We start from the raw sequence: 20,213 nt of genomic DNA, 5'->3' as shown, positions 1-20,213 counted from the left end.
CGGGCTTTTCCATTGGCGCTGTCACTCTTTGCTATGGATGGGTTTGATTGCCAAGCGCAGCAATCCCTCGGCGGACTTGACCCGCCCGCCATCGAGCGCCCTGCGCCAGCCCAGGTAATTCGGCAGGTAGCGCGACGCGACGCCGTGGAAGCGCGCCAGCCAGTCGCGCAGGCGGCGGTGGTAGGCATTCACGTTTTGGACATGGATGGCGCCTTCGCTGCTGCGCCGCACCCGCTCGCCGGCGCGCAGGTTGACGTACTGGTGGGCGATCCCGTGGCGCCGGCTGAAGGCCCGGTAGGCTGCATTGGCGTCGGTTACCAGCAGCACCTGGGGATCGAGCATCGGTAACAGGTGCCGTTCCAGCTGGAGCGCGCTCACGGGCCCGCGTCCGGTCAGGGCATCGCAGGTCTGGCCGCTGCGGTCGCGCGCCACCAGGATGCAGTCGTGTTCACGCGACATCCCGCGCCGGTGCGCCGTGCCGCCCCGCTTGCGCGGCGGGCGCTCGAGGCGGCGCGATCCCTTTTGCGATTCGAGCAGGAACATTTCGTCGGCTTCGGCGATGCCATGCAGCCGCTCTGGGCGATCGTCCCGCACCCTTGTGAGAAAGCGGTGGCGCCAGCGGAAAGCGGTATTGCGATGCACCTTGACACGGTCTGCGGCGCGGCGCACGGGAAGCGAGTCGAGCAGAGTGCCGAGGTAGTCGAGCCATTTCTCGCGCAAGCGCAGGCGCGCCAGTGGTGTGCCGCTCAGGTCGTTGAAAGTACGCCGGCATTCACGGCAGCGGTAGCGCTGCAAGCCATTGGCCTGGCCATGCCGGTGCCAGCGCGTGCTGGCGCATGCAGGACAGCAGCGCTCGGTTCGGAACCCGTCGAGCAGCACCAGCAACGGATCGAGCCCGGCCGCCGGGCGCAAGGCGTCGAGCACTTGAAGGCGCTGGGGCTGGTTCAGCACCGGCAGGGCGGCGAACCACTTCTTGAAGCGGGGCGAACGCATGCGAGGCTCCGTCGGGATGGCGATACGGTTTGGACCGTAGCGCAGCTCGACAGTTCAATCCTCATCCATAGCCTAGGGTGACAGCGCCTTTCCATTGGCGCCGCGCTTACAGCCGGGTTCGCTTGATGGCAGGCGTATAATTCGCGCGTGAACAAACTCGAAGCCTTCGGATACATCGCCGCCCAGGCCGCCCGTGGAGACATCAGCTTTCCCACCAGCGTGAACGCCGTGCTGCGCCTGCAGCTGGCCCTGGACGACCCGGATTGCCATGTGGATGAGGCGATCCGGCTGGTGCTGTCCGAGCCGCAGCTGGCGGCGCGCACCGTGGCGCTGGCCAATACCGCCGCCTACGGCAGCGGCGGCGTCCAGGTGAGCAACGTGCGCGCCGCGGTGCAGCGCATCGGCTACCGCCGCCTGCGCGGCCTGGTGGCCGCCCTCATGGTGCGCCAGTTCGGCCACCGCATCGCCGACCCGGTGCTGCGCGCCAAGGCCGAACAGTTGTGGACCCACAGCGCCCAGGTGGCGGCGCTGGCCCAGGCGCTGGCGCGCCACGTCACCCGGGTCGACCCCGACACCGCCCTGTTCGCCGGCATCGTGCACGAGGTGGGCGGCTTCTACCTGCTGTCGCGCGCCGACGGCTTTCCCGGCCTGCTGGACGACGATGCCGACAACTGGGGCGTGCTGGTCGAGGACGTGGTCAGCCAGGAAGTCATCCGCAAGCTGGCCATTCCCGGCGACGTGGCCCAGGCCATCGGCGCACTGCGCGACGGCGTGCTGAACCAGGAGCCCCACACCTTGCTCGACACGCTGCTGCTGGCGAACCGCTACGCGGCGGTCGGCTCCCCGCTCGGCGAGCAGCAGATCCAGGACCCCGGCCCGCTGGACGAGGCCACGCTGTACGCGCTGCGCGAAGAAGCCGCGGACACCGCCCAGGCGCTGGGCGACGCAACCCTGGTGTAAGCGTCGCGGTCTATCCCAAAAGCAACAGTCGATGTGCATAGCCACGTGGCTGCTGATACTATTGGGAATCTAAAATTTCCATTGGGAATTATCATGCGGCGAGTCGCCTTCGTGATCACAGCAATTGTCGCGTCGAGCGCGGCCCATGCCGGCATCATCGACCTCGGCAGCACGATGGGCGGCGCCAATATTTATACGCTCGGCAACTTTTCGGCCACGTCGAGCGATGTCGAAGGCGCGGTCATCGCCGGTGGCAACGTCAACGTCAGCTCGTACTCGATCAATTACAACAACCTGGCCGCCTATGGCTCGCACGCGGTGATCGCCAAGGGCGACATCAAGCTGACGGGCGGGTCGATCGACCACGGCAAGATGTACGCGGGCGGCACCACCTCGCTGCAATGGGCGGCCACTCCGGAGAGCACGACAAGCAGCCCCTTCGACTTCGGCGCCGCCTCCGCCTACTATCTCGGCCTGTCCGGCGACCTGGGCAAGGTGGAAAGCACGGGGAGCGTCAGCAAGCTGTGGAGCGGCGTGGTCGTCAGCGGTAGCGGCAAGGGCGGGGTCGACGTGTTCAACGTCTCAGCCGACATGTTCCGCTACTCGAGCAGCTGGGCCCTCGACAAACTCATTGCAGGTCAGACCCTGATCTTCAATGTGAGCGGCCAGAACGCGACCTTCAACAACGGCGGCATCAGCTTCGAGCCGCTGCGTAACTACAATGTCCTGTTCAACTTCATGGACGCGGAAACGCTCAATCCCAAGGGCATCATCGGGAGCGTGCTGGCGCCGAAGGCATCCGTCACCGAAGACTGGGGCGTGATCAATGGCCAGGTGGTGGTCGGGTCCTGGAACTCGACGATCCAGGTCAATTCCAACCATTACTTCAAGCCGACCGACGTGGCCGGCTACGACGACAGCATGCCGCCGGTGGTTGTGCCCGAGACGGGCACGCCGTCATCGGATGTGCCCGAGCCGGGCACGCTGGCGCTGATGCTGGCCGGCGTCGGCATGGCCGTGGCCGGCCGCCGGGTCCGCAGCAGGGCCGCTACCCCGGCCTGAAGTTCAAGCCGGGACCAGCGCCCGCGCGCGGCCGTGCGCCAGCATTGCCAGCGCCAGGCCCACACCGGCCAGCGCCAGGCCGGCCGCCACCCATTGCGGCGAAGCATACGAGTAACCGAGCGTCAGCGGGATCCCGCCCAGGAAAGCCCCGGTCGCGTTGCCGACATTGAAGCCCGACTGTCCCAGGGACGACCCCAGCATTTCCGCCTCGCGCGAATGCTCCATCAACAGCATCTGGATCGGCGGCCCCAGCGCCAGCGCGTTGGCGCCGGTGGCAAAGGCCAGCACCAGCATGGCGGGCTGCGAGCCGGCGAACAGCCCGTTGCACAGCAGCAGGACCGTCATGCTCGCCAACAGGATCAGGATCGCCTGCAGCGGCGGCACGCGGTCCGCCAGCCGGCCGCCCAGCAGCACGCCCACCGTCATGCCCACACCCACCACCGTCATCACCATCGGGATCGTCGACGGCTTGAAGCGCGTGACTTCGGTCAGTAGCGGTGCGATATAGCTGAAGAAGGCGAAGAAGCCGCCGGTGCCGATCGAGGTAATCGCCAGCGCCAGCCACAGCGCGCGGCTGCGGAAAATGCGCAGGTCATGCCGCAGGCTGGTGCGGGCCTGCGAATCGATGTGCGGCACCAGCTGGCGCAAGGCGAACACGGTGGCCAGCCCGATCAGCGCCACCACCAGGAACACCGCGCGCCAGCTCAGGTTGTGGCCGAGCCAGGTGCCGGCCGGCACGCCAATGACATTGGCCAGGGTCAGGCCGGTGAACATGGTCGCCAGCGCGGCGGCCACCTTGCCTTCGTCGGCCAGGCGCGCCGCCACCACCGACCCGACGCCGAAGAAAGCGCCATGCGGCAGGCCGGCCATGAAGCGCGACAGCATCATGACTTCGAAGTTCGGGGCGAAGGCCGACATCGCATTGAATACCGTGAACATCAGCATGAACCACATCAGCACGCTGCGCGGCGGGCGGTGCGCCAGCATGCTCACCAAGGTCGGCGCGCCGACCACGACGCCCAGCGCATACGCGGTGATCAGGTAGCCGGCTTGCGGGATGCTGATCTGCAGGCCGGTGGCGATGTCGGGCAGGATGCCCATGATGACGAATTCGGTCATGCCGATGCCGAAGCCGCCGAGGGCGAGGGGGACGAGGCTTTTCTTGATCAAAATAGGGAGAGGTGTAGCGGGGGAGGCTGGCCACTATACCGGCTGGCGCGCGTCCAGTCCGCTTTCGTGTCGTGATGACAGGTATAGCGCGGGGGCATGTGGCGGGCTAGGCGTCGCCCGCTTCGCCGTCGATCCGCGGCCAGCCGATGCGGCCGTGGCCCGCATTGTCGAGGCGGGTGCGCAGCGCGCCGGCATCCTGCGCCGGCAGGCTGAAGTCGAAGCGGACGTCGTCGCCGTGCGCCACCTCGTCCAGGCTGGCGCCGGCCGCCTCGAGTTCGCGCCGCACCAGGCCTTCGAAGGCATACGGCGCGGTGCAGCGCAGCTGCTGCAGCTTGATGATCGGTACTTTCTGGGCCTGCAGCAGGGCTTGCGCCACGCTGTCGGTGTACGCACGCACCAACCCGCCGGCGCCGAGCTTGACGCCGCCGAAGTAGCGCACCACGGTGGCCAGCACGCCTTCCAGGTCCTGGTGGCGCAGCACGTCCAGCATCGGGCGGCCCGCCGTGCCGCTCGGCTCGCCGTCATCGACCGCCGCCGAATGGCCTCCCGCCAGCAGGGCCCAGCATACGTGGGCGGCGCCCGGGTGCTGCGCGCGCAGGCCGGCCACCACCTGCTGGGCGCCGGCGCGGTCGGGCATCGGCTGCACGCAGGCGAGGAAGCGGCTCTTCTTGATGATGAGTTCGAAGTGGACGGGGGCGGCGATGGTGGAAGGCATGGCGCCGATTATCGGCGGCGCGCGGCGAAATGCCAACCGCCGTTGCCGGCATTTCGCTGGTGACGCTTAGTAGCCCAGGTTGATTTGCAGGATCGCCGTCGTGCCGCTGACCTCGTTCCCGACGATGAGCAGTGGCTTGTTGTTCGGCGACTTGTCCGCCGGGATCAGCGCCAGGCCTTCCGGACCCAGGTCGCCGCTGTCGTTGCTGCGGGTATTGAGGTAGGTGACGAAACTGGCCGCCGAGGGCTTGCTCACGTCATACACCATCACCCCGCCGACCCGCTCCAGGCCGATGAAGGCATAGGTTTTGTTGCCGAAGCGGCCGACCACCACGCCTTCCGGTTCCGGACCCTTGGCCGGGCTGCGGCTGTCCAGGGTGTTGTTGTCGTTGCTGGCGTTGAAGCGGCCGTTCGGCAGGGCCTGGGTGTTCTTTTCGAACTCGTCGCCCGAGTCGTACACGCGGACCAGGTTGGTATCCCAGATCGAGAACGAGCGGGCGCCGAAGGTGTAGAGCTCGTTGCACTGGCCGGCCGCGTTCTTGCCGGCGCTGCCGCCGTTCGGGTTCGCCGTGATGCGCAGGCGGCCCAGGTTCGAATCGAGGATCAGGTTGGCGGCGTCGCCGAACACGGTCGGGTCCAGGCCCGCGGTGCAATGGGCGCGCACCCGGGTTTCTTCATTGAAGCCCGGCCAGTCGGCGCGCGCGTCGCCTTCGTTGGCGGTGATCAGGTAGGCCGTGCCGTCCACGGTGAAGCGGGCGATCGCGTCGGGCAGGTACATGCCCTTGACCGGTTGCGGGCCGATCTTCACGGCCGGCGTGCCGGTATTGCTGTTGACGACGCCGTCTTCGTCGGAGGCGTCCAGGCCCATGCCGGCCAGGTTGTGGTTCTTGGTGCCGAGCGGCTTGATCGACGTCACTTTCGCGGTAGCGACATCAACGATGGCCACGGCATTGTTTTCCTGCAGCGTGACGTAGGCCGTGCGCCCGTCTTCGCTCAGGGCGATGTATTCCGGCTCGAAGTCTTGGGCCGCGCTGGCGCCGGGGCCGTAGATCCGGATGCCCTGCGCGCGCAGGGCGGCTTCCTGGCCATTGAAGGCGCGGAAATCGGCGCTGGCCACCGTCGGCGTGCCGCCGCGGTTGACGGTGATGACACTGACCGAGCCTTCCGGATCGATCGAGTCGGCCAGGCCGTAGCTGTTCGGCTCGCCTTCATTGGCCACCAGCACGCTGCGGCCGTCGGGCGTAAACGTGAGCATGTCGGGCTGGGCGCCGACCTTGACGCTGTTCACCAGTTTCAGGTCGCCGGCATTGTAGAAAGCGATCGTGCCAGGGCTGGTCTTGGGAGAAGCTTCGATGGCCAGCGCGACCAGGCCGTCATGGATGGCGACGCTGTTCACCCCGGCGCCGAGCGCCGCGACGCTGATGGTGCCGGCCAGCTTGGGCGACGAAGGCGTGGACAGGTCGAGCACGTCGACCGTGCCGTTGGCGCCATTGACGACGAACAGGCGCTTGCTGGCGGCGTCATAGGCGGTGATTTCCGCAGCGCCAGGCTTGCCGCCGTTGTAGCTGCCGATTTTTTCCATCGTCAGCGTCCTTGGCGTCGGCTCGTCGTCACTGCCGCCGCAGGCGGTGAGGACGGCGGCGGCGAGCAGGGCGGCGCCCAGGGTGCGCAAGGTGGTCGGTGGAGCGGCGGAGTCAAGAAACGGCATTGTCGGATTCCCAAGTTAAAGAATCGACAGCATAGGAGCCGAGGATGACAGCAATATGACCGCGGAAAACAAAAAAGGCGTCATGATTGCTCATGACGCCTTCATTGCTGAATCTTTGGTAGGCCGTGCGGGATTCGAACCTGCGACCAACGGATTAAAAGTCCGCTGCTCTACCAGCTGAGCTAACGACCCGAAGAAGCCAAGATTATAGCGGCGTTTGTGCGAATGTCCAAGGGCTTCGTGTCGGTTTGTGGAAATTCGCGCAATGATCCCCTGCTCAGCCCTCGACTTCCTTGTCTTCGGCCACGACTTCGCGCATGGCATGTGGCTCGAGTTCTTCCGCGGAGACGTTCATCCGGATAAAGATGCCCCAGGTGGCGAGGATAGCCGCGGCCGCCAGGCCGATGGCGGCGGAATGCAGCAAGTATTCCGGCTTGCCGTGCATGAACTGGAACACGCCGATCAGGCATTCGATCGACAGCGACACCACCACCACGATCAGGAAGCGCGACAGGAAGCGCCGCACCCGGGTGGGCGAGCTGATGTTGACCGAGCGCTGCACTTCCTCTTCGAGCACCGTCTGGCCAAGCTCCAGCGAGGCGACCGCAATGGTCAGCAGGCCGACGCATTCGAGGATGAGTTCGAAGCGCTCGCGCACCTTGAAATCGGTACGGGGATCGAGGGCGCCCCAGGTTTCCACTGCGGCCAGGACGATCAGGCCGATGCCGCAGATAAAGAACAGGCCGACGATCAGCATGTATCCGACGAGGAAAATGTTTTGGATGAATTTCACGGCCTGTACCAGCTGGTGGAGTTGCAATTATTTTAACGTTATCCACGGATTGACCGCGTCCAGTTCGGCATGCGCCGTGAACTGATGACGCGGCGCAAGAATTCCGGCAGAGACTGCTTATATCGTGGTGCCTTCGGCTGTCGAACCTACGAGGAATTGCCCAGGTCATGAGCACTGCGCTGACGGATCATATCTTTGCCGCGCTCGCTGAGTTCAGCAGCGCAAGTCGGCTGTATGCGTTCAAGATTGGCGATGGCGAGGAGGGCGGCCTGCTGGTCGAAGCCTTCTTGGCGGACGACGCGCTGCAGGCGCTCGGGATACGCGACGTGATCGCGCTGTCGACCGATGCCAACCTGGAGCTTGATCGCCTGCTCGGCCAGCCAGCGGTCCTGGAAGCCAGCCTGGCGGACGGGACCCGCGCCCGCTTCGGCGGCGAGATCAGCGAAGCGGCCATGCTCGGTAGCGATGGCGGCTTGGCGCGCTATCGGATCCGGATGTCGTCATGGCTTTGGCGGCTGGGGCAAGTGCGCAATTGCCGGGTGTGGCAGGACAAGCGCGTGGTCGACATCGTCGACGCGGTGTTCGACGCCTACCTGCCGTTGGCGCGCTGGCGCTGGAGCGACGAGACCGGCTCGTTCATGGCCGACGTGCCGCCACGCAGCTATTGCTGCCAGTACCGCGAGTCGGACCTCGATTTCGTGCGGCGCCTGCTGGCCGAAGAGGGGCTGTGCTGGCGTGTCGAGCAAACCGACGCGGGGCCAGGGTTGGTGCTGTTCGCCGACAGCTCGCAGGATTGCGCCGTGCCGGAAGATGCCAGCAGCGCGGCCTTGGGGGGCATCCGCTTCCACGGCGCCCGGTCGGTGGAAGAGTCCGACAGCATCCAGGCGCTGACGGCGCAGCGGCGCTTGCATGCGTCGATGACGACGCTGCTCAGTGACGACTACAAGGCCAGGCAAGTCGTTGCGGCCAGTTCGCCGTCGCACTACACCCACAGCAAACTTCCCGCCCTCGAGGACTATGACGTGCCGGGGCAGTATGCGTTTTCCGACCGGCAGCAGGCGCAGCACTACGCCGACCTGCAGATGGAAGGGCAAGAAGCGCGCGGGCAACTGTGGCACGGGCGCTCGACGGTACGCACGCTGCGCGCGGGTACCTGCATGCACGTGCTCGGCGCACCGCTACAGCAGCTGGCTGAATCGGCTTCGTTCACGGTGCTGCGCGTGGTGAGCATTGGCGTGAACAACATGCCGCCGGCGGCGCAGCATGCGCTTGCGGAGCTGTTCGGGCCGATTCCGGAGTTGCTGGAAGATGTCGTTCGATCGGATATGCCGGACGAGCTTGCGCTGGCAATCGGCCAGGCGCGCTCGACCGGGTATGCGAACTGCTTCAGCGCAGTCGCGACCGGGATCGTTTGGCGCCCGCAGCTGGAAGGGGGTGGCAGTCGCCCGAAACCCGTCGCGTTCGGCGCGCATAGTGCGATTGTCGTTGGGGCCGATGGGAATGACCAGCCCAGCGGTGCGGATGAGTTGTACTGCGACAGGCTGGGAAGGGTTCGCATCCGGTTTCATTGGCAAGAGAGCGGGAATGCGACCTGCTGGGTACGCGTTGCACAGCGCTCGGCGGGTGGTGGGATGGGACAGCAGTTCCTGCCGCGTATTGGCCAGGAGGTGCTGGTGCAATTCCTGGAGAACGATATCGACCGGCCAGTTGTGGTTGGCGCGTTCTACAACGGCCAGGGGGAGGGCGGTGTCGTTGCGACGCCCGGCGGGCGGCGCGATAGCGATGCGGATCTTTCGTGCTTTGAAGCAGCGCACGATCATTCGGCTTCAGGGCAGGGAAATCTGAGCGGGGGGAATAGTCCGGTGTGGCATGGCGCGTCGGCGGATAGTGCCGGGCATCGGAATCCGACGGTGCAGTGGGGGATTCGGAGCAAGGAGTTTGGTGGGTATGGGTATTCGCAGCTGGTATTTGATGATACGGATGGGCAGGGGAGGGTGCAGCTCAGGAGTACGCATGCGGGGAGCGAGCTGAATTTCGGACATTTGGTTCACTCGTCGGACAACTATCGGGGCAGCTTCCGCGGCCTTGGAGCGGAGGTCCGTACAGATGCTTCCGGCGTTCTACGTGCTGCAGCGGGACTGCTCGTATCGAGCTCCAAGGTCGATCACAGCGCCTTGAAGCGCGACCCGCTTGGGGAAAGTAGGCTGGCTATTGAATTGCTGACAAAGCTGAATGCGCTGGGCGATGCATTTAGCTCAGCCGCAAAAACGCATGAGACGGTAGTCTTGGCTGCGCATGTCGGCGCAGCGAAACCAGACGAGAGCAAGCTGGACAGTACAGCGGCTCCACTAAAGGCGATGCTAACCGGGATGTCCGGACAAGGAAACTCACACGATTTTCAGCGAGCGCTTGCGGAGGCCGCCGCAAAAAGCACTAAAGCTGATGATAAAGGGATCCCGTATCTGACGGACCCCATTATTGAGCTCGCCGGACAGGTAGTATTCGGTTTAATTGCGGCACAGAGTGTGCAGTTGTCTTCCGGTGAAGTAGTGATTCTGACAAGTGGACAGGACACTCAGGTGGCCACGGCTAAGCAGATACGGGTCCAGTCAAAACAGGCTTTGGGAGTCTTAGGCGGGGCCAAAAAGCCGCCGGCCGCCGAAATGGGATTGCAACTTATCGCTAGTAAAGATGGTGTCGATATCCAGTCGCAGGGCGATGATTTGAAAGCGAACGCTAGAGACGAGCTTGTAATTGTCAGCGTCGTTTCCTACGTTGACTTCGCGGCTTCAAAGAAAATCAGTTTGACAACAGCTGGTGGGGCAAACGTTACAATCGATGGCGGAAATATATCATTGAGTTGCCCTCGGAAGCTCATTATCCAGGCAGGAAAGAAAAGCTTTACACAGCCGGAAAAATTATCCTATCCACTTCCAGTCTTACCCTCCAATGTATGCGTCGAATGTTTGATGAAAGCGCGCAACGCAGGATCGCCTTTCGTTGTGAGATTCACATGAGCAATCCCATGAATTTTCGCGAAATTAAAAAAGAATATTTTATGAGTGACGCAAATGAGAACACTTACTTGCTACTAGATCACGGTGGGTTGCCAGGGTTGATTAACCAACTGTCGAGATGTAATGCGCAATGGACGAGTCTGCTTCATTCCACGGCGGAGCAGAGCGCGCTAACTGCTGCGCCGATTCTTGTTTTGGCATCTGAAGAAGGGCGTTCTTTAGTGACCCAACGCTTCGTGGATTGGTTGGTGCTAAACGGTGCCTACACGTCGACTGTCATCATTTTATCCTCACCGCTCGAACTAGGCTGTATGAGAGAGAGCTTGGTAGCGCGCCTTGATGCGAAGCTCTCTGAAGACGTGGATGCAATGCTTCGATTTTTTGATCCAAGAATTCTAGAAAATTTAACGAAAGTCTTGACCGTCGAACAAGCAGACTACTTCTTTTGCCCGGCTGCACGCTGGCGATACGTTAATAGAGATGGAGAAATACGGGAGATAAGAAGTAATTTTAGTTCTCAGGAACGAATTGCCCTGCCATTGATACTTAATCAAGCACAAGAGATAGCTTTGCTTGAGGCTTCTGAGGTAGACCAAATTTTGGATTTGCTTCGGTCAAATTATCCACGAATTACGGCGACCTTATCGCTGCCTATGCAGCATGATTTGGTGAAGCAGAAAATATCCATGGCAAGACAGGATGGTTTGAATTCGGTTTTGAAAATCGCGATATACATTGCGATTCCTTTGATTGAAGGAGAAAAATTCACCGAAGGTTCTAATTGGCACTGCTTCCTCGAAAAATTAAGACAGGAAAATTTTGATTCCTCAGAACTCTTTACGCTTGATGAAGAGGAGTAGAAATAAGGTGAAAAGGATGACTAGCTCATTGAGAAATGGGTTCGGCTATCGAATCATAAAGACTGCATTATTTGTATGCGTGTCTCTAGGGGGGGCTGCTATCAGTTTTGCTCAGCAGTTCCAAGGCGATTCCTTATCTACTCTCGGGTTGGTAGGGTTTAACTACACGGACCGCCATATTTCCGATTACAGTGTAAATAATGCAAGTGGCGGCCATATCAATTTAAGTTCACCCTCTAGCGGGGGAAGCGGGATCGCTTGTTGTTTTAGGGTAGCAAAACACGCCCTTTATCCAATTCAACTGAGAATTCGCTGGCAGGTTGATGGTTGTAAAATTTTGGAAACTAGCATGCAAACTGGTGCGACGGTCGAAACGAAAAGATTCGCCTACAAAGAAATTGAATTAGAAGTAAAACGTGTTCCTGGGCTGAATCCTAACTTTATCGAAACGCACTTTTATCCGGACGGGACGGTGCAGGTCGATTTAACGGAGCGAATATCCGATCCGCGTTTGAGTTTGCAAGCCAGGCGGCCCGATAAATCCAATTTTTCAGATTGCAAAAATGGGAAAAGACTTCACTAGCAAAGGCCTTGGCGATGCAAAATCCCCGGCATTGCAGCCGAGTGCGTCGGCGCTTCGTTTAGGGCCAGATCAAGCTAAATATATTTTGGCAAATCAAGCGCCGTGCGTGCAGAAGCCTTCTTCGATTGGTCATTGCATCGCTGCTTTAAAAAGCTCAAATGCTCAAAGAGGATCTGTGACTACGTGTAAGCAATTCCTTTGGCTATCATTCTTTTTTGATGGAACTGGTAATAATCGAGAATTTGATCTGGAGTTGTTCAAGCATAGCAATGTCGCGCGGCTTTACCGGGCTCACAAGCCTACTAGTCAGATTGATGGAATACTTTCCGTTTACATTCCGGGTGTCGGTACTTATTTCCCCGAGGTCGGTGACAATGGTGGGAGTGCGTTAGGACTCGGTTGCGGGTCAATGGGAGAAGAGCGCCTAAACTTCGCGCTCAAGCAGCTTGATGAATTTTTGAAAGCTCCGATTGCAAAAGCAAGGGTGCCCGCTAATGCAATCCAAGAGATCAATGTTGCCATTTTTGGATTTAGTCGCGGTGCGGCTTTGGCGCGTGCATTTCTTAATATGATTATGGAAGAAAGATGCGAGAAGCGCGGCCAAAAGTGGTACTTGAAGAATAGTTCATGGCTAGTGCGCTTCCGTTTTCTGGGCTTGTTCGATACTGTTGCTTCAGTAGGTTTGCCAATGAGCGCGAACATTACCGGGCTATACGAATCGTACAATCATGACATAGCTGGAAACATTGACAACCGCTTGAGGAACTACAGACTTTCGCGCCCCGAAAGATTAGCTTTCGCCGCTGACGGAAGGCCCGGCGCTGACCCGGCGCCTGGCCCTGCAGATGGGCACAAGGATTGGGGAGGACGGCTGCGGGTGGATGAAACAGTAGAGGAGGTAAGACACTTTGTCGCCGCTCACGAGGTAAGAAATTCCTTCCCAGTGGACAGCGTAAGTACGCTCGCCAACGGCAGGGTTTCGACACCCACGCACTTCTATGAATCAGTCTTTCCGGGAGCGCATTCCGACGTCGGTGGGGGCTATGCGCCTGGCGAAGGGGCCAAAAGTCTGGTATCGGTTGATAGCTTGAGTTTGATGCCGTTACGCCTCATGTATGAACATTCCATACGGAGTGGGGTGCCTATGTTGGCAGAGTGGACCGCAGATAATCAGGCAGATTTCAGGTTCAATGAAAAGTTACGTGAAATATATAATTATTACATAAAAAAGGTTGGAGCCGCCTCCACCTTGGGGGATGGTATTAATAGGCATATGGCACTCTATTATGGCTGGCGGTTTAGATCAATAAGGAAAAAAGCTGAAGGAGACAAAACGGAAGCTGCCATCGTGGCGTCTCAGGATGCTAAATTTTCGGAAAAAGACTTAGCGTTTGATAGAGAGGTTCGAACACTTGAATTAAAGGAATCAATAGCAAAAATTTCTCTGGATGGCCTGACTGTAGCGCGGGACATGCAAGCTAATACAACTGGAAGTGGTGACGCACGCGATGCAATTACGGCAAACAATGTGAACGTCGAGAGGGCGCGCCAGAAGTACGAGCTTGCTCGGAGCGACCGTTTGCTTACCAAGGCGCGAAAAGACTCACTTCCTAACATGAGGAAGTTTCACGCTATGCTTACGTTGTATGACCAGCAACTACTTTCTGACGTGCGCGCTATTCGCATTGCAATTAACAACGGAGCGAGTGATGGATTGGTTAAAAAAAATCGCAGGAATCTCCGGCCGCATTATAAATCGCTGTTAGATGCCTACGAGAACGAGTTCGAGAAGAATAGCGGATTGAAGGATGAGAAAATTATTGCATTTTTTGATAACTATGTGCACGATTCTTTGGCCGGGTTCGCTAAAGATGCAACGCTCCCTTCCGACCCGCGCGTTGTATATTTAGGTGGCGACGAGAAATATGAATATGCAAGTTTGGAAGGCGATAGTCAGTTTTCCGCTGATCAAGAAAAACGAATGACCTGACTGTTCAGTGTGATCGACAGAGTTACAGGCTAGTTTTGTCGATGACATCGCCTTAGATTCGAGAATGTGACGTTTTCTGAACCAAATACAAAAAGGGCGCTACGATTTCTCGTAACGCCCTTCTTACTACAACAAATTCGTGGTAGGCCGTGCGGGATTCGAACCTGCGACCAACGGATTAAAAGTCCGCTGCTCTACCAGCTGAGCTAACGACCCGAAAGAGGCAGCATTATAGCCGGCTGTTCCGGTTTGCGCCAGTGTTAATTGTGCAACGCCGCAATCACACCAGCGCCGCCGTCACCTTCAGCACCTCATCCGCCGTGGTCACGCCCTCGACCACCTTCATCGCCCCGGCAATCCGCAAGGGCTTCATCCCATCCGCGATGCTTTGCTGGCGCAGGCGCTGGATGTCGCCCGATTCGCGCACGATATGCGCGAAGCCTTCGCTCACGGTCAGCAGTTCATAGATGCCGGTCCGCCCCCGATACCCGGTCTGGCGGCACTCTGGACAACCAATCGGCCGATACACGGTCGCCGGCTTCGGGATGTTCCAGGCCCCGCCGATACCTTGCCACACTTCGTCGCTCAGTTCTCCCCCCGGCGCCTTGCATTCAGAGCACAGCGTACGCACCAGCCGCTGCGCCATCACGCCGATCAGCGTCGCTTCCAGCAGATAATCGGGCACGCCCAGCTCCAGCAAACGCACCACCGCCGCCGGCGCGTCGTTCGTGTGCAAGGTCGAGAACACCAGGTGCCCGGTCAGCGCCGCCTGGATTGCCATCTCGGCCGTCTGCAAATCGCGGATCTCGCCGACCATGATGATGTCCGGATCCTGCCGCATCAGCGCGCGCACGCCGTCGGCGAAGGACAGGTCGATCCCTGGCTGCACCTGCATCTGGTTGAAGGCCGCCTCCACCATCTCGATCGGGTCTTCCACCGTGCAGACGTTGACTTCGCTGGTCGCCAGCGCCTTGAGCGTGGTGTACAAGGTGGTCGTCTTGCCCGACCCGGTCGGCCCGGTGACCAGGATAATCCCGTGCGGCCGATTGGTCAGCGCATCCCAGCGCTGCGCATCGTCCGGCGGGAAGCCCAGTTCCGGCAGCGTCTTGACCACCACTTCCGGGTCAAAGATACGCATCACCAGTTTTTCGCCGAACGCAGTGGGCAGCGTCGAGAGCCGCAATTCAACTTCCTGCCCGCCCGCGGTACGTGTCTTGATGCGTCCATCCTGCGGCCGCCGCTTTTCGATCACGTCCATCCGCCCCAGCAGCTTGATGCGCGCGGTCATGGCGATCATCACCACCGCCGGCACCTGGTAGACCTGATGCAGCACGCCGTCGATGCGAAAGCGCACCACCGCGTATTCGCGCTTCGGCTCCAGGTGAATATCGGACGCGCGCTGCTCGAACGCATAACTCCACAGCCAGTCGACGATATTCACGATGTGCTGGTCGTTCGCATCGAACTGTTTGTTCGATTTGCCGAGTTCAACCAGCTGCTCGAAGTTGTTCCGCATCGCCAGGTCTTGCCCGGTGTTGCGGTTGGCGTCGCGGATCGATTTGGCCAGGCTGAAGAACTGTGAAATGTATTGGCCGATGTCGAGCGGATTGGCCAGCACCAGTTCGATCTTGCGGCGCGAGACCTTGGCGATCTCCGCTTCCCATTCAGTATTCGCCGGATCCGCCGTCGCCACCACCAAGGTGGAAGCCGTCATTTCCACCGGCAGAATATTGAAGCGCGCCGCATAGCTGGCCGACATCACGTCCGCCACCTTGGTGAAATCGATCTTCAGCGGGTCGATGCGGATAAAGGGCAGGCCGACCTTGGTCGCGCACCATTCGGTGAGCACGTCGAGCGTGAGCAGCCGGTGCGGCGGCAGGCTGGAGACCAGTTTGCACTGGGCCACGGCGGTCAGCGGATGCATCGATCCGGCCGCATTCTTCAGGATGCCCTGGGACTGGGCGAAGTGGGCCTTGACGTGGTCCTTGGTGACGATGCCGTCGGCCAGCAGCCACGAAAAAATGGATTGCAGGTCGAGTGCGCGCAGGCGGGGCGGCTTGGCTGCGGAGGGGAAGGCATTCGTATTCACGTTCGGCTCCCGTAAGGGTGAATCAGTCGGTGCTGAAGATGCCCTTGACCCAGGACTTGGCCGGCAGCTTGGTCGATGCCACGATCTGCGCGGCGCGCGCGGCCAGCGCTTCTTTGTCCAGCTGCGGCCGGTCGCGGAAGCACAGCGCCACGACATTGCCGTCGTGGACTTCCGGCAGGCAGATCACATCGGCAAATGCGAGTTTCATGGCCTTGAGGTTCTTGGCGAAGCTCGGGTGGTCGCCGAACAGGTTCACTGTCATGATGCCACCCTCGGCCAGGCAGTCGTTGCAGGCCTGGTAGAACTCGGGCGTGTCCAGCACGGGGCCGCGCGCGGTCGCGTCGTACAGGTCGCACTGCAGCACGTCGAAGGCGCCGTGGTGGGCGCGGTCGGTGACGAAGTCCATCGCGTCCATCACGAGCACGTCCATGCGTTCGTCGTTGGGCGGCAGCTTGAACATCGAGGCGCAGATGCCGACCACGGACTCATTGAGCTCGACGGCAGTAATGCGCGCCTGCGGGAACTGGCGATAGCAGAATTTGCTCAAGGTGCCAGCGCCGAGCCCCAGCTGGGCAATGGCCTGCGGGGCATCGATGAACAGCATCCACGCCATCATCTGCTGGGCGTACTCCAGTTCTGGCCAGTCCGGCTTGCGGATGCGCATGGCGCCCTGCACCCATTCGGTGCCGAAGTGCAGGTAGCGGATACCGTCCTGCTCGGACAGGGTGACGGGCGCGAACTTGGGCTTGCGCGTGGGGCGGCGCGAGGATTCGGCCTGTTCGATGGATTTACGTTTGATGAGCATAGGGCAGCCTGGTTGAATCGCCCTATTATCAGTGGAGGCGTTCCCGTAGCGCAAGCACGCGCCACGGGAAGCTGAGGCAAACGCCGGCGGCAGGCGCCGGCGCGTCAATCAATACGCGTCGAGCGGCTGCACCGACACGCGCAGGCGCACGCGGTTGCCCGGGTCACGGCTCATCGTGGAAGTATAGGTCTGGCCGCGGTATTCGTAGGTCACGTCGTAGCCGTTGGTGCGCGATTCGAACGCATCGACGGTGCGGCACTGGCGCACGGCCTGTTCCTGCACGCCGCCTTGCGGGCGGTTGGCGTTTTCGGCACGGTCGCCGACCATGGCGCCGGCGATGGCGCCGGCGGCGGTGGCTGCAACGCGGCCGCTACCGCTGCCGACCTGGTTGCCGAGCAGGCCGCCCACGATACCGCCGACGATGCCGCCGCCTGCGCCGCGTTCTTGCTGGACCGGCACCTGCACGTATTCGGTGCGGCATTCCTGGCGCGGCATGCGGATCTGTTCGACGCGGGGCTGCACGCGCACCACGCGGCCGAAGTCTTCGAAATCGTTCGCCTGGGCCAGCGGCAGTGCGGCAAGGCCCATGGCGGCGATGATCAGTTTGGCTTGAATGTTCATGTTCTACCTCGTAGTGGGAGCGTTCGTTTAGTCCAGGTAAATCGGCCGGACTTTCATGCCTTGTATGGTAATCCTTGCCACCGGCCTCGACAGATCCCCATGGCAACAAAATGTAACAGGAGAATGAGCATCGGGCGGTCGCGCCCAGAATGACAGGGTGGGAATTGGGGGCGCGGGGCGTGCATATGTGGCATACCAATTTTTACAAATGAGATTCCTGAGATCACATTTGGGTTGCTTCCAATACCACAAAACGTTACCCTTACACAAATAAGGGTCTTATTGGCGCGTGGAAACGACAGCGAGGGAGGGCATGCACACACAGCAATTGCCGCGACACGTGGCGCTTCAGGCCTTGACACCGTACCAAGCTGGTCAACTTGAGGAAAAAATGAGTTTGTTGATGAGAGTGCCGCCTAATCTTGTCCAGTCGATCCGCGCGTTCCGCGTCGCCGAACTGCAACAGGAAGCTGCGCGCCTGGGTCAGCACTTCCTGTATGCGCATTGTGCCAACACCTTGACCAAGCAACAGGTGTGCGCCCGCATCGGCGAAAACTTTTATTTCCCCAAACCTTGCAGCAAAAACTTCGACGCACTGCGCAAATGCCTGACTGAAACTGTTAATGAAGCCGGCCCACAGCCGGGCTTCCTGGTCGTGCTCGAGCAACTGCCGAGCGCGCAGAAATTCGACAAGGAAGCGCGCGAGAACCTGCTCGACGTGTTCCGCGATGCGGCCGAATTCTGGGCCGAAAAGAAAGTCCCGTTCCGCGTATTCTACTCCTTCGCGATTCCTGCATAAGCAGGCAAGACGCGCCTGGCATGGCCTCGGCCGCTGCGGTTGCCCGCTGGCGATACGGTACAATGCGGGGTATGAAAAATATCGTGATCCTCATTTCCGGCCGTGGCAGCAACATGGAAGCCGTCGTGCGCGCCGCCGAAATGGATGCCTGGCCGGCACGTATTGCAGCTGTCATCAGCAATAAACCGGAAGCAAAAGGCCTGGAGTTCGCCCAGGCCCGCGGCATCCCGACGGCGGTGGTGGCCAACAAGCAGTATGCCACCCGCGCCGAGTTTGATGCTGCACTGCAGGAAACGATCGACCGTTTTGCCCCCGACCTGGTCGTGCTCGCCGGCTTCATGCGCATCCTCACTGCGCCGTTCGTCGAGCATTACGCAGGGCGCATGCTGAACATCCACCCTTCGCTGCTGCCGCTGTTCCCGGGACTGGGTACGCACCAGGGGGCGCTGGATGCCGGCGCAACCGAACATGGCGCGACCGTGCATTTTGTCACGGCCGAACTGGACCACGGCCCGATCGTGGCGCAGGCCCGCGTGCCGGTGCTGCCGGGCGATACCGAAGACACGCTGTCGGCCCGCGTCCTCGTCGAAGAACACAAGCTGTATCCGCATGCTGTGCGCCTCTTCATCGAAGACCGGCTCAGTATTGAACATGGCGAAGTGCGCATCCTTCACGGTGCGCCCGCCGAAACCACAAGCATTTAACCAAGGAATTTCATGAGATTGCCACCAGCAATCCTCGGCAATACGGAAGAGGTATTGCGCGAGGTACTGCGCTTTATGTCGCCGGCCGACGTTACCCTGTCGCGCTACTTCAAGGACCACCCGCGTTTCGGTGGCCGCGAGCGCGGCGTCATCGCCGAAGCCGTGTACGCCGTCTTGCGCAACAAATCCTTCTACACCGATTTCGCCGGCGCCGGTAATACGCCATCGATGCGCAAGCTGGCCCTGCTGGGACTTTCCGAAACCGCCGGCATCGACGCCCTTGGCGGCCTGAGCGAAGACGAGACCCACTTCCTTACCCGCATCAAGGAAGTCGACCGTACCCTGCTGCCGCCGCAAATGCAGGCCAACCTGCCGGCCTGGCTGTACGAAAAGCTGGTGGGACAGTTCGGCCAGGAAGAAGCCCTTGAGCTGGCGGCGGTGCTGAACACCCCGGCGCCGCTCGACCTGCGCGTGAACTCCATCAAGGCCAACCGCGACGACGTCATGGCCGAGCTGGCCAAGGCGCCGATTGCCGCCGAGCCGATGCCCTACGCCCCGCTGGGCCTGCGCGTGCTGAAGAAGCCTGCGCTGCAGAACCTGCCGCTGTTCAAGGATGGCGCCATCGAAGTGCAGGACGAGGGCAGCCAGGTGCTGGCCCAGATCGTTGGCGCGCGCCGTGGCGAGATGGTGGTCGACTTCTGCGCCGGCGCCGGCGGCAAGACGCTGGCCCTGGGCGCGACCATGCGCAATACCGGCCGCCTGTACGCCTTCGATGTGTCCGAGAAACGCCTGGCCAAGCTCAAGCCGCGCATGGCCCGCAGCGGCCTGTCGAACGTGCATCCGGTGCTGATCGCGCATGAGCGCGACGCCAAGATCAAGCGCCTGGCCGGCAAGATCGACCGCGTGCTGGTCGACGCGCCGTGCAGCGGCCTGGGCACCCTGCGCCGCAACCCGGACGTCAAGTGGCGCCAGAAGCCGGAAGCCATCGGCGAGATGCAGGAAAAGCAGGCCGCGATCCTGGCCGGCGCGGCGCGCCTGGTCAAGGGCGGCGGCCGCCTGGTGTACGCCACCTGCAGCCTGCTGAACGAAGAGAACGACTTCATCGTCGAACAGTTCCTTGCCGGCCATCCGGACTTTACCCTGGTGCCCATGAGCGCGGTGCTGGCCGAGCAGAAGATTCCGCTCGAGATGGGCGACTACCTCAAGATGCTGCCGCACAAGCACCAGACCGACGGCTTCTTTGCCGCAGTGCTCGAGCGCAAGGCGAAGGCCAAGGCCGAGCCGGCGGACAAGCCGGCGCGCGAGGCTGCCGACGAGGCTGCTGAAGGCAACGAGGAATAACACC

17 protein-coding genes and 2 tRNA genes are annotated in these 20,213 nt (G+C 61.0%); 9 read left to right on the top strand and 10 right to left on the bottom strand.

The window, feature by feature from the left end:
* Positions 1-21: 21 nt before the first annotated feature.
* Positions 22-993 (bottom strand): IS1595 family transposase, encoded by a 972-nt coding sequence (locus BM031_RS06310; RefSeq protein ID WP_091872594.1) that lies wholly within the window; start codon positions 991-993, stop codon positions 22-24.
* Between the two features lie 147 nt (positions 994-1,140).
* Here BM031_RS06310 and BM031_RS06305 point away from each other — a divergent pair, with 147 nt between their 5' ends.
* Together BM031_RS06305 and BM031_RS06300 are read left to right on the top strand one after the other, a co-directional pair.
* Complete coding sequence (locus tag BM031_RS06305) at positions 1,141-1,953, top strand: HDOD domain-containing protein (protein WP_091872591.1); 813 nt, start codon at positions 1,141-1,143, stop codon at positions 1,951-1,953.
* A 111-nt stretch (positions 1,954-2,064) separates the two neighbouring features.
* Positions 2,065-3,015: a choice-of-anchor A family protein gene (locus BM031_RS06300; RefSeq protein WP_177207668.1), complete on the top strand. Its 951-nt coding sequence runs from the start codon at positions 2,065-2,067 to the stop codon at positions 3,013-3,015.
* A gap of 3 nt (positions 3,016-3,018) precedes the next feature.
* Here the strand turns inward: BM031_RS06300 and BM031_RS06295 are convergent, their stop codons facing one another.
* The 5 genes from BM031_RS06295 to BM031_RS06275 all read right to left on the bottom strand — a co-directional run bounded on the left by BM031_RS06295 (position 3,019) and on the right by BM031_RS06275 (position 7,400).
* Entirely contained in the window at positions 3,019-4,185 is a 1,167-nt protein-coding gene (locus BM031_RS06295; protein ID WP_091872588.1) for an MFS transporter, read from the bottom strand.
* Positions 4,186-4,291: 106 nt separating this feature from the next.
* The gene (locus BM031_RS06290; RefSeq protein ID WP_091872586.1) at positions 4,292-4,900 is read right to left on the bottom strand and encodes an IMPACT family protein; all 609 of its coding nucleotides are present in this window, start codon (positions 4,898-4,900) and stop codon (positions 4,292-4,294) included.
* Between the two features lie 66 nt (positions 4,901-4,966).
* Positions 4,967-6,607: a choice-of-anchor I family protein gene (locus BM031_RS06285; protein WP_091872583.1), complete on the bottom strand. Its 1,641-nt coding sequence runs from the start codon at positions 6,605-6,607 to the stop codon at positions 4,967-4,969.
* A 116-nt stretch (positions 6,608-6,723) separates the two neighbouring features.
* Positions 6,724-6,799: transfer RNA gene (locus BM031_RS06280), tRNA-Lys, on the bottom strand.
* An 85-nt stretch (positions 6,800-6,884) separates the two neighbouring features.
* The gene (locus tag BM031_RS06275) at positions 6,885-7,400 is read right to left on the bottom strand and encodes a hypothetical protein (RefSeq protein ID WP_091872991.1); all 516 of its coding nucleotides are present in this window, start codon (positions 7,398-7,400) and stop codon (positions 6,885-6,887) included.
* A 167-nt stretch (positions 7,401-7,567) separates the two neighbouring features.
* Here BM031_RS06275 and BM031_RS06270 point away from each other — a divergent pair, with 167 nt between their 5' ends.
* The 4 genes from BM031_RS06270 to BM031_RS06255 are packed head-to-tail and all read left to right on the top strand — an operon-like array spanning position 7,568 to position 13,850.
* Positions 7,568-10,417: a type VI secretion system Vgr family protein gene (locus BM031_RS06270; RefSeq protein ID WP_091872581.1), complete on the top strand. Its 2,850-nt coding sequence runs from the start codon at positions 7,568-7,570 to the stop codon at positions 10,415-10,417.
* Positions 10,414-11,277 (top strand): DUF4123 domain-containing protein, encoded by an 864-nt coding sequence (locus BM031_RS06265; protein WP_177207667.1) that lies wholly within the window; start codon positions 10,414-10,416, stop codon positions 11,275-11,277. Before BM031_RS06270 ends, BM031_RS06265 begins: the two co-directional genes overlap by 4 nt.
* Positions 11,278-11,293: 16 nt before the next feature.
* Positions 11,294-11,860, top strand: a complete 567-nt coding sequence (locus BM031_RS06260; RefSeq protein WP_177207666.1) for a DUF3304 domain-containing protein — start codon at positions 11,294-11,296, stop codon at positions 11,858-11,860.
* The gene (locus BM031_RS06255) at positions 11,841-13,850 is read left to right on the top strand and encodes a T6SS phospholipase effector Tle1-like catalytic domain-containing protein (protein ID WP_091872573.1); all 2,010 of its coding nucleotides are present in this window, start codon (positions 11,841-11,843) and stop codon (positions 13,848-13,850) included. Before BM031_RS06260 ends, BM031_RS06255 begins: the two co-directional genes overlap by 20 nt.
* Before the next feature lie 140 nt (positions 13,851-13,990).
* Here the strand turns inward: BM031_RS06255 and BM031_RS06250 are convergent.
* From BM031_RS06250 to BM031_RS06235, 4 genes are all read right to left on the bottom strand, one after another.
* Positions 13,991-14,066, bottom strand: a tRNA-Lys gene (locus BM031_RS06250).
* Positions 14,067-14,130: 64 nt separating this feature from the next.
* Positions 14,131-15,939, bottom strand: a complete 1,809-nt coding sequence (gene tfpB, locus BM031_RS06245) for a type IV pilus assembly ATPase TfpB (protein ID WP_229408661.1) — start codon at positions 15,937-15,939, stop codon at positions 14,131-14,133.
* A gap of 22 nt (positions 15,940-15,961) precedes the next feature.
* Complete coding sequence (locus BM031_RS06240; protein WP_091872570.1) at positions 15,962-16,744, bottom strand: spermine/spermidine synthase domain-containing protein; 783 nt, start codon at positions 16,742-16,744, stop codon at positions 15,962-15,964.
* A 108-nt stretch (positions 16,745-16,852) separates the two neighbouring features.
* Complete coding sequence (locus tag BM031_RS06235; protein ID WP_091872567.1) at positions 16,853-17,365, bottom strand: glycine zipper 2TM domain-containing protein; 513 nt, start codon at positions 17,363-17,365, stop codon at positions 16,853-16,855.
* Between the two features lie 391 nt (positions 17,366-17,756).
* On the opposite strand from BM031_RS06235, the gene BM031_RS06230 reads away from it, so the two are divergent.
* The 3 genes from BM031_RS06230 (at position 17,757) to BM031_RS06220 (ending at position 20,209) form a co-directional block, all read left to right on the top strand.
* On the top strand, positions 17,757-18,164 hold the full coding sequence (locus BM031_RS06230) for a barstar family protein (protein WP_091872564.1): 408 nt from the start codon (positions 17,757-17,759) through the stop codon (positions 18,162-18,164).
* Positions 18,165-18,235: 71 nt separating this feature from the next.
* Positions 18,236-18,868 carry a phosphoribosylglycinamide formyltransferase gene (gene purN / locus BM031_RS06225; protein ID WP_091872561.1) on the top strand — a complete coding sequence of 211 codons (633 nt, stop codon included), beginning with the start codon at positions 18,236-18,238 and terminating at the stop codon, positions 18,866-18,868.
* 12 nt (positions 18,869-18,880) lie between these two features.
* Positions 18,881-20,209: an RsmB/NOP family class I SAM-dependent RNA methyltransferase gene (locus BM031_RS06220; protein ID WP_091872559.1), complete on the top strand. Its 1,329-nt coding sequence runs from the start codon at positions 18,881-18,883 to the stop codon at positions 20,207-20,209.
* Positions 20,210-20,213 lie beyond the last annotated feature (4 nt).

The organism is Massilia yuzhufengensis (assembly GCF_900112225.1).
GTDB classification, from domain to species: domain Bacteria; phylum Pseudomonadota; class Gammaproteobacteria; order Burkholderiales; family Burkholderiaceae_D; genus Telluria; species Telluria yuzhufengensis.
Note: the sequence above shows the minus strand (reverse complement) of the source record. Positions and strands in the feature narration are given on the sequence as shown.